Origin of the sequence: Staphylococcus sp. 2S1 (genome assembly GCF_046721335.1) — a bacterium.
Classification (GTDB): Bacteria; Bacillota; Bacilli; order Staphylococcales; family Staphylococcaceae; genus Staphylococcus; species Staphylococcus equorum_A.
This window is the reverse complement of the sequence record NZ_JBEUUJ010000003.1, coordinates 2,723,399-2,740,678: the sequence shown is the minus strand read 5'-3', so window position 1 is coordinate 2,740,678 and position 17,280 is coordinate 2,723,399. Positions and strand designations below refer to the sequence as shown.

8 protein-coding genes and 8 pseudogenes are annotated in these 17,280 nt (G+C 33.1%); 14 read left to right on the top strand and 2 right to left on the bottom strand.

The window, feature by feature from the left end:
• Nucleotides 1-1,185 carry a phosphopentomutase gene (gene deoB / locus ABLV90_RS14360; protein WP_427706807.1) on the top strand — a complete coding sequence of 395 codons (1,185 nt, stop codon included), beginning with the start codon at nt 1-3 and terminating at the stop codon, nt 1,183-1,185.
• Nucleotides 1,185-1,538: a hypothetical protein gene (locus ABLV90_RS14355; protein WP_460872810.1), complete on the top strand. Its 354-nt coding sequence runs from the start codon at nt 1,185-1,187 to the stop codon at nt 1,536-1,538. Before deoB ends, ABLV90_RS14355 begins: the two co-directional genes overlap by 1 nt.
• A gap of 129 nt (nt 1,539-1,667) precedes the next feature.
• Here the strand turns inward: ABLV90_RS14355 and ABLV90_RS14350 are convergent.
• Nucleotides 1,668-2,137: pseudogene (locus ABLV90_RS14350) on the bottom strand (S-ribosylhomocysteine lyase).
• Between the two features lie 275 nt (nt 2,138-2,412).
• On the opposite strand from ABLV90_RS14350, the pseudogene ABLV90_RS14345 reads away from it, so the two are divergent.
• The 3 genes and pseudogenes from ABLV90_RS14345 to ABLV90_RS14335 all read left to right on the top strand — a co-directional run bounded on the left by ABLV90_RS14345 (nt 2,413) and on the right by ABLV90_RS14335 (nt 5,579).
• Nucleotides 2,413-3,598: pseudogene (locus ABLV90_RS14345) on the top strand (M20 family metallopeptidase).
• Complete coding sequence (gene ldmS / locus ABLV90_RS14340) at nt 3,595-4,788, top strand: L-aspartate--L-methionine ligase LdmS (protein ID WP_427706813.1); 1,194 nt, start codon at nt 3,595-3,597, stop codon at nt 4,786-4,788. Before ABLV90_RS14345 ends, ldmS begins: the two are co-directional and overlap by 4 nt.
• Before the next feature lie 125 nt (nt 4,789-4,913).
• The gene (locus ABLV90_RS14335; RefSeq protein WP_427706815.1) at nt 4,914-5,579 is read left to right on the top strand and encodes a DUF2750 domain-containing protein; all 666 of its coding nucleotides are present in this window, start codon (nt 4,914-4,916) and stop codon (nt 5,577-5,579) included.
• 176 nt (nt 5,580-5,755) lie between these two features.
• Here ABLV90_RS14335 and coaW read toward each other — a convergent pair.
• Nucleotides 5,756-6,554 (bottom strand): annotated as a pseudogene (gene coaW / locus ABLV90_RS14330) (type II pantothenate kinase).
• Between the two features lie 91 nt (nt 6,555-6,645).
• On the opposite strand from coaW, the gene ABLV90_RS14325 reads away from it, so the two are divergent.
• From ABLV90_RS14325 to ABLV90_RS14285, 9 genes and pseudogenes are all read left to right on the top strand, one after another.
• Nucleotides 6,646-7,014, top strand: a complete 369-nt coding sequence (locus tag ABLV90_RS14325; protein WP_427706819.1) for a VOC family protein — start codon at nt 6,646-6,648, stop codon at nt 7,012-7,014.
• Between the two features lie 77 nt (nt 7,015-7,091).
• Nucleotides 7,092-7,953 (top strand): annotated as a pseudogene (locus tag ABLV90_RS14320) (GNAT family N-acetyltransferase).
• A gap of 109 nt (nt 7,954-8,062) precedes the next feature.
• Nucleotides 8,063-8,593, top strand: coding sequence for a DNA-directed RNA polymerase subunit delta (gene rpoE / locus ABLV90_RS14315; RefSeq protein ID WP_427706822.1), 531 nt, complete (start codon nt 8,063-8,065; stop codon nt 8,591-8,593).
• Between the two features lie 334 nt (nt 8,594-8,927).
• A pseudogene (locus tag ABLV90_RS14310) lies at nt 8,928-10,539 on the top strand (CTP synthase).
• Nucleotides 10,540-10,906: 367 nt separating this feature from the next.
• Nucleotides 10,907-11,769, top strand: a pseudogene (gene fdaB / locus ABLV90_RS14305) (class IIb fructose-bisphosphate aldolase FdaB).
• A gap of 316 nt (nt 11,770-12,085) precedes the next feature.
• Nucleotides 12,086-13,345 carry a UDP-N-acetylglucosamine 1-carboxyvinyltransferase gene (locus ABLV90_RS14300; protein WP_427706825.1) on the top strand — a complete coding sequence of 420 codons (1,260 nt, stop codon included), beginning with the start codon at nt 12,086-12,088 and terminating at the stop codon, nt 13,343-13,345.
• A gap of 87 nt (nt 13,346-13,432) precedes the next feature.
• Nucleotides 13,433-13,756 (top strand): winged helix-turn-helix transcriptional regulator, encoded by a 324-nt coding sequence (locus ABLV90_RS14295; protein WP_460872809.1) that lies wholly within the window; start codon nt 13,433-13,435, stop codon nt 13,754-13,756.
• A gap of 253 nt (nt 13,757-14,009) precedes the next feature.
• Nucleotides 14,010-15,363: pseudogene (locus ABLV90_RS14290) on the top strand (IS1182 family transposase).
• Nucleotides 15,364-15,683: 320 nt separating this feature from the next.
• Nucleotides 15,684-17,112 (top strand): annotated as a pseudogene (locus ABLV90_RS14285) (aldehyde dehydrogenase family protein).
• Nucleotides 17,113-17,280 lie beyond the last annotated feature (168 nt).

Here is a 17,280-nt window from a genome sequence, read left to right as displayed (position 1 = left end):
ATGACTACACCATTTAAACGAGTACACTTAATTGTGATGGACTCAGTAGGCATAGGGGAAGGTCCTGATGCAAAAGCTTTTAACGATGAAGGCAGTCATACATTAAAACACACATTAGAAGATTTTAATCAGTCATTACCTAATCTTCAAAAGTTAGGTTTAGGTAATATTGAACCATTACCTGTAATTGAAAAAGAAGCAAAACCACAAGCATTTTACACTAAAATGAGTGAAGCTTCAGTAGGTAAAGATACCATGACAGGTCATTGGGAGATTATGGGCTTAAATATCATGCAACCTTTTAAAGTATATCCTGAAGGTTTCCCTAAAGAATTGATAGATGAAATTGAGTCTATAACAGGTCGCAAAGTAGTGGCTAATCGTCCTGCTTCTGGAACGCAAATTATAGATGAATGGGGAGAACATCAAATGAAGACTGGAGACTTAATTGTCTACACTTCAGCTGATCCAGTACTCCAAATTGCAGCACATGAGGATATTATTCCATTAGAAGAACTTTATGATATCTGTGAAAAAGTAAGAGAATTGACTAAAGATCCAAAATATTTAATTGGTAGAATTATTGCCAGACCTTATCTTGGTGAACCAGGTTCCTTTACAAGAACATCTAATAGACACGACTATGCTTTAAAACCTTTTGGTAGAACAGTTATGAATGAATTACAAGACGGCGGCTATGATGTTATTGCTTTAGGAAAAATAAATGACATTTTCGATGGTGAAGGTGTGACTGAAGCGGTTCGTACAAAAGATAATATGGACGGTATGGACAAATTAATAGAAACAGTACAACGTGATTTTAATGGACTAAGCTTTTTAAATCTTGTGGATTTTGATGCCTTATACGGACATCGTCGTGATAAAGCAGGTTATGCACAAGCGATTAAAGATTTTGATGAGCGTTTACCTGAACTTATGGAGCATTTACAAGAAGATGATTTAGTCATTATCACTGCTGATCATGGTAATGATCCTACTGCTGAAGGTACAGATCATACAAGAGAGTATATCCCAGTTTTAATGTTTAGTCCGAAAATTGCTGAATATCATGAATTATCGGTAGATACTACATTTAGTTCGCTAGGTGCAACGATTGCTGATAATTTTAATGTGAAATTACCAGAGTACGGAAGAAGCTATTTAAAAGAAATGGGCATTGAGTAATGAAGAAAATAATTAGAATTTTATTTGGCATTGGTTTTAGCGTAGGCGGCGTGCTTCATTTTAAAGATGAAGAAAATTTTAGAAATATTGTACCTGAATATTTACCATTTAGAAAAGCTGCAGTTTTAATCACAGGTGTGTTTGAAATCGTGTTTGGTTTATTATTATTAATCAAGCAGACCTTCAACATGTTTGAAAAAACGATAAATGCTTTTTTATGGGCTGTATTCCCAGCTAATATTTATATGGCACGTAAAAATTTACCGCTAGTCGGTAAACAATTACCTAAATGGGCTTTGTATGGCCGTTTACCATTACAATTTATCATGATAAAAATGATTAGTAAGCTATGATAGGTTAAATAAAGAAAGTGGCTGTTAGTATCCTTATTGGAACTCTAACAGCCACTTTTTTATGCAACATAATTAAGTTTGGAATAAATGAACTCACAGTTATCTTAAGTTAATTATAGGATAGTATGATTATTTGTTTTCTCCGTATACATCTTGCCATACTGATTTTTGATCTAAGAAAGTTTGTGCAATTTCTTTAGCGCCTTCAAGAGAGTGACTTGCTGCCTAACCACATTGTACTTCGTTACAAGCGGTACTTCTGTAGCGTTTAATACATCATTGATTGTCTGTTCGATGATGTTTAAGACATCTTCATAATCATCATGGTTAATGAATGAAACATAGAAGCCAGTTTGACAACCCATTGGGCTAATATCAACTACTTTATCTGAATGGTTTCTGATATTCTCGGCCATCAAATGTTCTAGGGAGTGTAAACCAGGCATATCCATATGCTCTTTGTTCGGTTGTTTGAAACGGATATCATATTTATGAATAACATCACCGTTAGCGCCTTCCATTTTACCAGCTAGTCTGACAAATGGTGCAGATACTATCGTATGATCTAAATTGAAGCTTTCAACGTTCATTTTTGGCATGTCATATCCTCCTAATATTATAATTAAGTTAATTGTAACAAGACCGCAATGTATTTACAATTTCTGAAACGGGTATAAATATAAAGCGGTAAATACTAATTTATTTTAAAATTCAGAAAAGGAATGACAGAAGACGACAAACCCGATAGAATAAATAATAATTAAACACGATATAAATATTTAGCATGATATGTGGTGTTATCTATAAAATTACTTAATGCATAGCGTTTGGAAGTTGATAGTGTTTTGGTAATTCAGGAGGTAGAGTGCAAACGATGGAGAAAAAACAAATTATTTTAGATTATATAGAAAATGAAAATCATAAATACTTAGAAATGAGTCATCAGATACATCAAAGACCAGAATTAGGAAATGAAGAGATTTTTGCTTCGAGAACTTTGATTGAAGATTTAATAGCGCATGATTTTGAAGTAGAAACCGATATAGCAGGTCATGCAACAGGATTTATTGCACGATACGACTCAGGTATAGAAGGGCCGACAATTGGATTTTTAGCAGAATATGATGCTTTGCCAGGCTTAGGACATGCTTGTGGTCACAATATTATTGGCACTGCCAGTGTACTAGCGGGTGTTGCTTTGAAACAAGTGATTGATAAGATTGGTGGTAAAATTATCGTCTTAGGTTGTCCAAGCAGAAGAAGGCGGTGAAAACGGCAGTGCTAAAGCGACTTATGTTAAAGCAGGTGTTATAGATGAGTTGGACATTGCGCTCATGGTCCATCCTGGGAATGAGACATATCGAACGATAGATACATTAGCAGTCGATGTTTTAGATATAAAATTTTATGGTAAAAGTACACATGCATCTGAAAATGCAGATGAAGCAAGAAATGCTTTAGATGCGATGATTTCTTATTTCAATGGGGTAGCGCAATTAAGACAACACATCAAAAGCCGCCAACGTGTGCATGGTGTGATACTGGATGGTGGTAAAGCAGCGAATATTATACCTGATTTTACACATGCACGTTTTTATACGAGGGCTACGTCTCGAAAAGAGCTAGATGTTTTGACTGAACGTGTTGGACAGATAGCAAAAGGCGCAACGCTACAAACAGATTGTGACTTTGAATTTGGACCAATACAAAATGGAGTCAATGAATTTATTAAAACTTCTAAATTAGATGACTTATTTGCGAAATATGCCACTGAAATGGGTGAAGCAGTTATAGATGATGATTTTGGATATGGTTCCACGGATACTGGTAATGTCAGTCATTGTATACCAACAATTCATCCTCATATCAAAATTGGTTCACGAAATTTAGTTGGTCATACACATCGTTTCCGTGAAGCAACAGGTAGTACCCATGGTGATCAAGCATTAATTAGAGGTGCCAAAATCCTCGCTTTAATGGGGCAAGAACTCATAGAAAACAAGCCATTGTTTGAAGAAATCATCGAACAATATCAATATACAAAGGGGCACAAAAAATGACAAATCAAAGCTCTCTAAGACCTACATTAACACTTAGTGATCTTTACGATTCACATATTGTTTATACTTCTAGACCATCTTATATATCAAATCCTTGGTTAGAACCCGAAGTACATCAATCTAATTTTTTGACTGGTAGAGAGCTGATTATTGCTAATGAGATGCCTGTAATCGTACATGAAGCAAGCGTAACGGATAAATTAAAAATGCTATTTGAAGCAATTGGTAAAGGTATGCCAACAAATATTCTTAAGTTTGAAGATCAAAGTAGCTATGAACAATTGATACAAGATTTGGCACATGATTATAAAAAAGTTTACTTTCAATACATTCATGGTGAAGATATTTTGAATAAAAAGTATTATGCCTTGGATAAGGATATTTTTGTAGCTTTAAATAATAAAGCACGCATACCAGAATGGACAAACCATAAATATCTACCTACAAGAGAAGTTGTTGATATAGATGATTTTGTAAAAGCAGTAGCAAAATGGGAGTATCCATTTGTATTGAAACCTGGAGACGACCTACCAACAGCGGGTGGATATGGTGTGATGATTTGTTATAATGAGGCTGATTTAGAACAAGCAAAGTTGCGCATTGAAAATGCTAAAAACGAAACTGATACGATGATCATCGAACAAAAAGTAGAAGCAGTTGCAAATTATTGTGTTCAATATGCATATTCAAAGTATACTGGTGTGCGTTATATTGGTACTTCTGAACAGTTAACCAATGAATATGGACATTATAATGGAAACGAAAATGTACAAGATGTGCCTGACGCTGTAATTCAAGCAGGGAAAGAGATTATGGAGGTCGGTGTGTCGAATGGATATTTTGGAATAGCGGGTTTTGACCTTTTGGTAGATAGCAACGATGACATTTTTGCGATAGATTTGAATTTTAGACAAAATGGCTCAACAAGTATGTTGTTGCTAGAACCGTTTCTTCAAGAAGGTTATCATAAATTTTATAGTTATTTGTCACAAGTAGATAATTCAAAATTTTTCAATACAATTATGAAGTATGTTAATAAAGGTGTATTATTCCCGTTATCTTATTATGACGGAGATTGGTTTGATAATGAAGTTGTTAAATCAAGGTTTGGTTGCATATGGCATGGGGAAAATAAAGCAAGTGTAGAAAAAATGGAGCAACAATTTTTAAAAGATTTAGAAGCAAATTAGAACAACTATTCACAAATATAATGAATAACTCTAGTGAATTGCATTAGACGTTAATTGACTAGAGTATAAGAGTCATTTATATTTTAAGTATAGGTAAATATTATAAATGAATTGAAGGTGCTATGATGTCTTATAAACAAAATTCATTTTTCCAAGAAATTTTAGTCAATGAAGTCTTTTACGTAGCTACAAAATCAAAAGAATTAATTAGACATGAAGTATTGGGAAAAAACGTAGTGTGTGCGTGGTCAGAAAAATCAAAGGCGGAAACTTTTTTGAAGAAGCTTAATATTGACTACACCCATATAAAGAAAATTGATATAGACCGTTTTGTAACATATGAAATGGATAACTTATTTGAAGAAGGCGAAGAAGTACTCATTGATGCTACTAGTACTACAGATGGAGAATTGATTAATATTGTAGAAATTACAAATGAGTTAATGTCTGATTTAGACAATATTCGTTTGAAAGAATTTGTGAAAGATGTTTCTAAAGAGGATGCAGTATTTGGTTTATCTAATCAAAAAGAAAAACATTTTATATTGATTAGTGATGATGAACACCAAAGACCACAAATTATGCCTGTTTGGAGCATTAAAAGTAGAGCTGAAAAGGTAAGGGATGAAGACTTTGAAGAATGTGAAATTATCGAAATCGAAGGGGAAGTATTCGCTGAATGGTTGGATAATTTACGAGATGATGATAAAGCTGTAGCAATAGACTTAAAATCTGGGGTCGTAGGCACAGTTGTATCTGCTCAAAAAGTGATTGATCAACTTACATTTTAATTATTTCTAAATGCGTTTGAATACGCTAGTATTTTGTTTTTATATTATTTGAATAATGGTAATTATGATGGTTTGTTTTGAAAGTATAAATAGTAATTTGAACCATAAATATTTTGAATTACTAATAAAAGCAGTTTCTACTGAACAAGTAGGAAACTGCTTTTTTATGTTTAAATTTATAAATGAATTGCACCTAATGCACCAGAGAATGCACCATGTTCAATATAATAAGGTTTAAATCCACGAAGTATTGTATAATCTGTAACAACTTTTTTTAATAGATCGTTATTATGAAAAGATGAGCCAATATAAGCTACATTTTCAGTATTGTTTTCTCTAGCAACAGTAATAGACATTGTAGTAATAACTTCCCCGACAACACCTATAACAGAGGCTAATTTATCAGCATCTGTAAAATCAGCGTCCAAATTATGTAGGACGTGGCCAAAGTTTGCCGCTGTAAGGTCACCTGAAATCGGCGGTTCGCTGTCCTTATAAATATGTTTAACCTTCAAATCAATAATCTCTCTATTGCCGTTTTGAGCTGTATCAGTTAATTGCTTATAATCTTTAATACCAGTTAATAAATAACCAAGCCCTTGAATCATTCCGCCACCAGCGCCAACACCACCTACACGTTGTTGATGCTTACCGTCGGAAAAGTGTAATGAAGTGCCAGTACCGACGTTAGTGAAGATGTAATCATCTAATAAGTGCTCTTGTTCTACTAAAAGTATTTCTAAACCTTTTGCAACTGCATCAAATTCGACAAAAATACGCGAAGGACAAGTCAAGTGTTCTTGTATTACTGCGGCTTGTCCACCGGTTAAACTAATGCTTTCACAATCTTGTTGATTTAACCATGAGATAACATCATCAATTTCAGTTGTTGATTTTGTTGTGTATACACGTTCCCCGTTATTGTCTTGAACTATTTTAATTAGAGTTCCACCAAGCATCAATGCCAATCTTCATCTCTATTTCCCCCCAAATAAATTTACATTATAACTAATATTATAATAAAATGGGGGAAAATCAAATATGAAATTAAAAGGAGCGTTATTTCATGATGCAATTAAGCCCATTTATTAAAGTAGACGACGTTGATGAAGCGGTAAAATTTTATAAAAATGCGTTTGGTGGAGAAGAAAAAATATTAAACGAAACGAATGGACGACGACTACATGTAGAATTGCATATGAATACAACAGTGATATTACACATATCAAGTACATACGGAAAAGAATGCCGTAATGATAATACTAATATTATTTTGACCTTTGACGATTTAGAAGCGCAACAACAAGTGTATGAAGCTTTGAGTCAATCAGGTGACCCTCATATGCCACTTAAAAAAACATTCTTCAATGCCATTCATGGTCAAGTTAAAGATCAATTTGGCGTGAATTGGCTCATGAATTGCTTTTTAAACTAAACTGTTTAATATAGGTTATAATTAGTTAGAAAGTGGTATTAATAAATAATTACTAAGTTTTAAATAGGGGATTAGATATGTTTATTAAAAAACAATTTGAAGGAATTACAGTTCAAGTGTATGAAGATAAATATAAAGACGCACTTTATAATTTTAAATTGAACGAGCGCCAACAAATTTATTCATCTTTACCGAGTGAAGTATTGGAAGATGCATTGCAAGATAAAGATAGAATTGCAAACATTGCATTGAATAAAAAAGGGGAAGTTGTAGGATTTTTCGTTTTACATCAGTATTATCAACATGAAGGTTACGATACACCAAAGCAAGTGATTTATGTTAGATCATTATCTGTTAACCAAAATTTTCAAGGTTATGGTTATGGTACTAAAATGATGATGTATCTGCCACAATATGTACAATCTTTATTTCCGGATTTCAATCACTTATATTTAGTTGTTGACGCAGAAAATGAAAGTGCGTGGAATGTTTATGAACGTGCTTGGGTTTATGCATACTGCAACTAAAGAAGAAGGGCCACTTGGGAAAGAAAGATTATATTATTTAGACTTAGATTCAAACCATGTATCGTCATTGAAGTTAAAGCCAAATACGGAAGATGTGCCTTTCAATATTCATATTATTGATTTATATAAAGATGGGAACAAAGTAGGATTTATCGCAGTAGAAAAACATGAGCAACGTATGAATATTTCTTCTGTAGAGGTTAATAAAGCAGAAAGACATCATGGTATTGCGGAAAGTGCTTTGAGACAACTTTCAACATATATTAGAAAACATTTTGACGATGTCAGTCTATTGACAATTACGCTATATGGTGAGAATAATGAATTAAAACCGTTATGTATCAATAGTAATTTTGTTGAAATTGAGTCTGCGGATGATTTTAAGGTATTTGAAAAACATATAAATTATTAATAGAGATTGCGAAATCACGAATTGTCATTTATAATTTACATTTGTTATTATTACTTAAGATGAACTTAGTACGGATTTGGATAAATGCCTTTGAAAGGAAGAATAAATAATGAGAATTCAAGATTATACAAAAGAAATGGTTGATGAGAAATCATTTATCGATATGGCCTATACGCTATTAAATGAAAAAAACAGTACTATGAATTTATACGATATCATCGATGAATTTAAAGCACTTGGACATTATGAAGACCATGAAGTAGAACAGAGAATTGTACAATTCTATACAGACTTAAATACTGACGGTCGTTTTTTAAACGTTGGAGAAAATATTTGGGGATTACGCGATTGGTATTCAGTAGATGATATTGAAGAAAAAATTGCGCCAACGATTCAAAAATTCGATATTTTGGATGATGATGCAGAAGAAGATAAAAATTTAAAATTACTTGGTGAAGATGAAGCTGATGACGATGATGACATCCCCGCTGTAACTGATGATCAAGAAACTTTAAATGATCCCGAAGAGCCAAAAGAGGACGAAGTTGAAGAAGAAGGCATTGTTATTGATGAAGAAGATGAGGACTTCGATGATGATGACGAAGAAGACGAAGAGGCCGAAGAAGAAACTAAAAAATAATTATTAGAGATTTAATTGACTTTTCTCGTGAAAATGATAAAATTTTATTCGGGCTCCTTTAATTAGGACGACGTGTATAAATATTATACGCTCCCCCTTACAACGATGTGAGAGGGAGCGATTTTTTTATTTAAATGACTATAAAAAATTTATAAATTCTTTGAAATTTGGTAGTTGCATAGAGCAACAATTTATACATATGAAAATAATAAATGATAATTATAATATGTAAAACACGCTATTACACAAAAAAATTAAGCAATTGAGTTTAAAAATTCGATGTCAATATCGGTATTGATTGAAAAAAACTGTTTTAATAACTAGGAGGCAGAACATGACAAAATTTATTTTTGTAACTGGTGGAGTTGTTTCTTCATTAGGAAAAGGTATCACAGCAAGCATCTTTAGGAAGACTATTAAAAGATAGAGGGTTAAAAGTAACAATCCAAAAATTCGACCCATATTTAAACGTAGATCCTGGAACGATGAGTCCATATCAACATGGTGAAGTTTTTGTTACAGATGATGGTGCAGAGACAGACTTAGACTTAGGACACTATGAACGATTTATCGATATTAACTTAAATAAATATTCTAATGTTACAGCCGGTAAAGTGTATTCTCACGTATTGAAGAAAGAACGTCGTGGTGATTATTTAGGAGGAACAGTACAAGTTATCCCTCATATCACAAATGAAATTAAAGAACGTTTACTTTTAGCAGGTGAAAGCACAAATGCTGATGTTGTTATCACTGAAATCGGTGGAACAACAGGGGATATAGAATCATTACCATTTATTGAAGCTATTAGACAAATTCGCAGTGACTTAGGTCGCGAAAATGTAATGTATGTACACTGTACATTATTACCGTATATTAAAGCTGCTGGAGAAATGAAAACGAAACCAACACAACATAGTGTAAAAGAATTACGCGGTTTAGGCATTCAGCCTGATTTGATTGTGGTTCGTACAGAATATGAATTAACACAAGATTTAAAAGATAAGATCGCTTTATTCTGTGATATCGACAAAGCAAGTGTAATAGAGTGTCGCGATGCTGAATCACTATATGAAATTCCTTTACAGTTAAGCAAACAAGATATGGAAAACATCGTGATTGATCGTTTAGAGTTAAATCCAAAATACGAAACACAGTTAGATGAATGGCAATATTTACTAGATACAGTGAATAATTTAGATGGAAAAGTGACAATTGGCTTAGTAGGTAAATATGTTAGTCTTCAAGATGCTTATTTATCAGTTGTTGAATCATTAAAACATGCAGGTTATCCATTTAAAAAAGATATTGAAGTAAGATGGATTGATTCTAGTGAAGTGACAGACGAAAATGTCTCAGAAATATTATCAGATGTAGATGGTATTTTAGTGCCCGGCGGATTTGGCTTCCGTGCAAGTGAAGGAAAAATTTCTGCGATTAAATATGCACGTGAAAATAACGTACCGTACTTTGGTATCTGTCTAGGTATGCAATTAGCAACAGTTGAATTTGCTAGAAATGTACTTAACCTTGAAGGTGCTCACTCAGCAGAGTTAGATCCAAACACGCCTTATCCAATTATTGATTTACTACCTGAACAAAAAGATATTGAAGATCTAGGCGGTACATTACGTTTAGGACTTTATCCTTGTCATATTAAAGAGGATACATTAGCACACTCAATTTACAATGAAACTAATATTGAAGAAAGACATCGTCATCGTTATGAGTTTAACAATGAATACAGAGAACAGTTAGAAGCAAACGGTATGGTATTCTCAGGTACAAGCCCCGATGGTCGCTTAATTGAAATGGTAGAAATTCCTGAAAATGACTTCTTTGTAGCTTGTCAATTCCATCCTGAATTTTTATCAAGACCTAACCGTCCACAACCAATTTTCAAAGCATTTATTGAAGCTTCTTTAAAAAATAAACAAGCTAAATAAAAACATAAAATAAAAATGACGCATGTTAGCTAAGTAATTAAAGGTTATAGTTAGCAATGCGTCTTTTTTATATCACTTAATTGTTGAATAGCATTATGCATTAATAATTGAAGTTTTTATAAATGGTTCAAAATTCATATTATTTATTTTAAATGATTTCATAATTATATATTTATAATTACTGTAAAATAAGATGTATACTATAACAAATTCACAAAAATCAGCAGAAAAACGTCTATTTTTATGGTTTTAAAAAGAAAAAACAATTAAAAGCGCTTACAATTGTTTAGAATAATGCAAAAGTTTTCTAATTTTGATATAATTAGATTGTAAAAATATGTGCTTTAAGCACCAAGGAGGAACTTTCATGCCTTTAGTTTCAATGAAAGAAATGTTAATAGACGCAAAAGAAAATGGTTATGCAGTTGGTCAATACAACTTAAATAACTTAGAATTTACACAAGCTATCTTAGAAGCTTCACAAGAAGAGAACGCTCCAGTTATTTTAGGTGTATCTGAAGGTGCTTGCTCGCTATATGGGTGGTTTCTACACTGTAGTTAAAATGGTTGAAGGGTTAATGCACGACAAAGAAATCACTGTTCCTGTAGCAATCCACTTAGACCATGGTTCAAGCTTTGAAAAATGTAAAGAAGCGATTGATGCTGGATTTACATCAGTAATGATCGATGCTTCTCATGGTTCATTTGAAGACAACGTTGAAATCACTTCAAAAGTGGTTGAATATGCGCATGAACATGGCGTATCAGTTGAAGCTGAATTAGGTACTGTAGGCGGACAAGAAGACGATATTATCGCTGAAGGTGTTATCTATGCAGATCCTAAAGAGTGTCAAGAACTTGTTGAAAGAACAGGCATTGATACATTAGCACCAGCATTAGGTTCAGTACACGGACCATATAAAGGTGAACCTAAATTAGGATTTAAAGAAATGGAAGAAATTGGTGCTTCTACAGGATTACCGTTAGTATTACACGGCGGTACTGGTATCCCAACTAAAGATATCCAAAAAGCTATTCCTTTCGGCACAGCAAAAATTAACGTTAACACAGAAAATCAAATCACTTCTGCTAAAGCAGTACGTGAAGCATTAGACAAAGATAAAGAAGTGTATGATCCTCGTAAATATTTAGGACCAAGCACGTGAAGCAATCAAAGCAACGGTTATTGGTAAAATTAAAGAGTTTGGTACATCTAACCGAGCAAAATAATTTAATCTATATTACAAATGAGGCTGAGACATGTAATTATGTCCCAGTCTCATTTTTTTATGTTATAATTGCTATCGTTTGGTAAAGAGGTTATTATTAAAGCCAAACTATTTACATAAATCTCAAACAAAATATATATAATTATGATTTAAAACATAAAATAATGGGAAATAAAAACTATAGTAAATAATTTATATGTAACTTGCATCACTTAATTTTAATTTTAAAAAGTTTTAGTAGACTGATGTACTTTGCAAACTGGAAAAAAGTAATTTATAATGCAAATAATGATTGCAAGTCAAAGGAGAACAAGCGAATGGCTCAAGAAGTAATAAAAATTAGAGGTGGACAAACACTTAAAGGTGAAGTGGACATCCACGGTGCTAAAAACAGTGCAGTAGCAATTATACCTGCAGCCATCCTGGCTGAAGATAAAGTAACAATTGAAGGTCTTCCAGAAATTTCTGATGTAGAAACATTGGTTAGTCTATTAGGGGATTTAAATATTAAAACAGAATTAGATGGTATGACATTAAAGGTCGATCCTACTGACATTGAAAATGCACCATTACCTAATAATAAAGTCGAGTCTTTACGTGCCTCTTATTATATGATGGGTGCAATGTTAGGTAGATTTAAAAAATGTGTCATTGGTTTACCTGGAGGTTGTCCATTAGGACCAAGACCGATTGATCAACATATTAAAGGTTTTAAAGCTTTAGGAGCGAAGATTGATGAATCTAGTGAGACTTCTATGAAAATTGAAGCTGACAAATTAACTGGTGCAAATATCTTTTTAGATATTGTGAGTGTTGGTGCCACAATTAATATTATGCTTGCGGCTGTGCGAGCTGAAGGTCATACTGTCATTGAAAACGCAGCTAAAGAACCAGAAGTTGTAGACGTAGCAACATATTTAATTGGTCTAGGTGCTGATATTAAGGGTGCAGGTACAAGTACGATTAAGATTAATGGTGTGGATCATCTTCAAGGTTCTCATCATCAGGTTATCCCAGATAGAATAGAAGCTGGAACGTATATGTGTATCGCTGCAGCTTGTGGTGAGGATATTCAAATTAATAATATTATCCCAACACATGTTGAACCATTAACTGTAAAGTTAAAAGAATTAGGTGTTGATATTCAAGTCGGCGACGATAGTGCTAAGATTAAACGTAGTACGCCTTATTCAAGCGTTGACATTAAAACTTTAGTTTATCCTGGATTTGCTACAGACTTACAACAACCGATTACGCCGCTATTATTTATGGCAGATGGTGTATCATTTGTGACTGAAACTATATATCCAGCGCGTTTTAGACACGTTGATGAACTAAAAAATATGGGTGCCAATATCAATGCAGATGATGGTACAGCAACTATTAAACCATCTAAATTAACAGGAGCAGAAGTATATGCAAGTGACTTACGTGCGGGCGCATCTCTTATCGTTGCTGGTCTATTAGCAGAAGGTGTTACCACAATTTACAATGTAAAACATATTTATCGTGGCTACACTAATATTGTGAGCACTTTAGAATCATTAGGTGCAGATATTTGGACTGAAGAAATTTAAAAAATGTGGTATACTTAATATACTAAGTACTTGAAATATATTTTAGTAACTCAGATTATAGAATAAAAACGATATGAGGTGATGACCATGGAGGTTTGCCCTTATCTTGAAGAGACCTTTAAAATAGTAGGTAGAAGTTGGAATGGTCTTATTATTAATTATTTGTCTAGGTGTCCAGAAGAATCTGCTCATTTTTCGGATATGAAACGTGATTTGAAAACAATTACACCACGTGCACTTAGTATAAAATTAACAGACTTAAGTGAATGGGGTCTTGTAGAGAAAAAAATAGTTTCTACAAGCCCGATGAACATATTATACCAACTTACGGATAAAGGTGATGCACTAGCGGCGACATTAGTACCAATGGAAAAGTGGGCGCAAGATTTTATTGAACTTGAAAATCAATAATATCAAAGTCTATGAACGAAGATTTAAAGCGTTATAATAAGAAAAGAAGTCTATGACATGTCATAGACTTCTTCAGAGTGTCGACAAAGTCTCCGACTTTGTTGGCACTTTTTTTGTGCACGCTTTCCGCGGGCACAGCCTCAGCCTGTAGTCTTCGGCTAGTGCTTTTCCCGCAGGAGTCGGCACAAATTACTGCCATTTTTTAAACAAAAATAATATAATATATTTAAATTAAACAGTGGTGGTGTTTGTAATGTTGAATAAATCAATCGATAAAAGAGATCAATATGAAATGATTTCAATATCGGAATTAGTTCCTAGTAATCACTTATTACGTAGAGTAGATAGTATATTGGATTTAAATTTCATTTATGAACTTGTCGAAGACAAATATTGTCTTGATAATGGAAGACCATCAATTGATCCTGTAATTTTAGTTAAGATATTACTTATTCAAAGATTATTTGGAATAAAGTCAATGAGACAAACGATAAAAGAAATAGAAACGAACGTAGCTTACCGTTGGTATTTAGGTTATAGCTTTTTAGATAAAGTACCTCATTTCGGTACATTTAGTAAAAACTATACACGTCGTTTTCATGATACAGATTTATTTGAAAAAATATTTGAAAGAATTCTTAAAATCGCAATCAAAAATAATTTAATAGATCATTCATCTTTATTCATTGATTCAACACATATAAAGGCAAACGCAAATAAAAATAAATATATAACTGAATTAGTGAAAAAAGATTCACTTCATTTCCAAGAAGAATTAGATAATGAAATTAATGAACAAAGATTATCTCAAGGAAAAAAGCCTATAAAAAAGAAAAAGAAGGAGGAATACAAAAGTAAAAAAGTAAGTACGACTGATCCAGACTCTGGTTACTATGTAAAAGGAAAACGCGAAAAACAATTTGCTTATAGCTTACATGCTTGCGTAGATAGAAACGGCTTTATCATCGATAAACACGTGACACCTGGTAATGTTCATGATAGTACACAACTCAAAACAATGATTGAAAGATTAGAAGTGAAAAATATGTTGCCAATCACATTAGCTGTTGATTCTGGATATAAAACACCTTTTAACGCGCATTACTTACTTGAAAAAACGATTATCCCAGCAATGCCTTACACGAGACCTAAAGGAAAACCAGGTTATTTTAGAACTAAGGATTTCATCTACGATGAATACTATGATAATTATATTTGTCCTAACGATGAAACATTGATATTTAAACGAACAATGCCAACAGGTCACAGATTGTATGTATCCAATCCTAATAAATGCCGTCATTGTCCTTTGTTAAATCAATGTACAGAGAGTAAAGATGCTATCAAACAAATAAGACGACACGTATGGCAAAATGATTTAGATATAGTTGAAGATTTGAGATTTGTTGATACTATAAAAACTCAATATAAATTGCGAAGCCAAACAATTGAAAGAAGATTTGGAGATGCAAAAGAGCAACATGGTATGAGATGGACACGATATAGAGGTATAAAAAAAGTTTCCATGGATACCACGCTGATTTGTGCTCGCCATGAATCTTAAGAAAATGGCAATGTGGCTCATAAAAGGGCCAGAAATGGTCTGAAAGACCACTTTTTATTTTTAAAATTACGCTATATTTATAAAAAAATAAACCAAATGCCTTTACAGCAAATGGTTTGTCTACGTTCTGAAGAAGTCTATGACATGTCATAGACTTCTTTTTTGTTTCCAAAAAAAGAAAAAATTTTGTAACTTATAAATTGTGAGGTTCAAGGTTATTGTTAAGACTAATCATTAATGAAAAATGATTAGAAAACGCTTAATAACAACGTTTGTAGTCATATAGCGTGAGCATTAATGTTTAAAAATATAGAATCTCGGTTAGAATATAATTATCAACACAAATTAGGGAGTGAATTATTGATGAGAAATTTCACTAAACAATATATTAACGGAGAATGGATTGAAAGCACTAGTGGAGAAACACTAGAAGTGATTAATCCAGCAACAGAAGAAGTAGCAGGTACAATTGCGAAAGGTAATAAAGAAGATGTTGATAAAGCAGTAGACGCTGCAGAAAATGTGTATCTAGAATTTAGACACAGCTCAATAGAAGAAAGAAGAACATTATTAGATAAAATAGTACAAGAATATAAGAATAGAAAAGATGATCTTATAGAGGCAATTACTGACGAATTAGGTGCACCTCTATCAGTATCAGAAAAAGTACATTATCAAATGGGACTAGATCACTTTGAAGCAACACGTGATGCATTAGATAATTTTGAATTTGAAGAACGTCGTGGCGATGATTTAGTTGTGAAGGAAGCAATTGGTGTTTCTGGCTTAATTACACCTTGGAATTTCCCGACAAACCAAACTTCATTGAAATTGTCTGCCGCTTTTGCAACAGGTAGTCCAGTCGTATTAAAACCATCTGAAGAGACGCCGTTTGCCGCAATTATTTTGGCTGAGATTTTTGATAAAGTAGGTGTGCCAAAAGGTGTGTTTAACTTAGTGAATGGTGATGGACAAGGTGTAGGTAATCCATTAAGCGAACATCCGAAAGTAAGAATGATGTCATTCACTGGCTCTGGCCCAACTGGTTCAAGCATTATGAAAAAAGCAGCTGAAGACTTCAAAAAAGTATCACTTGAATTAGGTGGTAAATCACCATATATTATTTTAGATGATTCAGATATTGAGGGCGCGGCAAGTGCGGCAACTGGTAAAGTTGTTAGCAACACTGGTCAAGTTTGTACTGCGGGTACAAGAACATTAGTACCGAGCAAGTCTAAAAGAAGAATTCTTAACAGCTGTAAAAGAAAAATTCAGCCAAGTTAAAGTCGGTGATCCACGCGAAGAGGGCACTCAAGTTGGTCCAATCATAAGTAAAAAACAATTTGACCAAGTACAATCATATATCGATAAAGGTATTGAAGAAGGTGCAGAATTATTCTATGGTGGACCTGGTAAACCTGAAGGCTTAGAAAAAGGTTACTTTGCACGCCCAACAATATTTAATAATGTTGATAATAGTATGACAATCGCACAAGAAGAAATTTTTGGTCCAGTAATGTCAATTATCACTTACAATGATTTAGATGAAGCAATTAAAATTGCAAATGATACTAAATATGGCTTAGCTGGATATGTTTACGGTAATGACAAAGACACATTACACAAAGTAGCACGTTCAATTGAAGCTGGTACAGTAGAAATTAATGAAGCTGGTCGCAAATCAGACTTACCATTTGGCGGTTATAAACAATCTGGTATTGGACGCGAATGGGGCGACTACGGCATCGAAGAATTCCTAGAAGTTAAGTCTATTGCTGGCTATTACAAATAATAAATTTTAGCAGTAATTAAATAATTTAAATGAAGCAAGGCAGTTTAACTGCCTTGCTTTTATAATTTATAAAAACTGAAATACATTTTGTAATTAAATAAGAAATTTGCTATAGTTATAAAAGTAAGTAGCGTAGCACGTCGCGTTATTTAAAAACTTATTTATGAA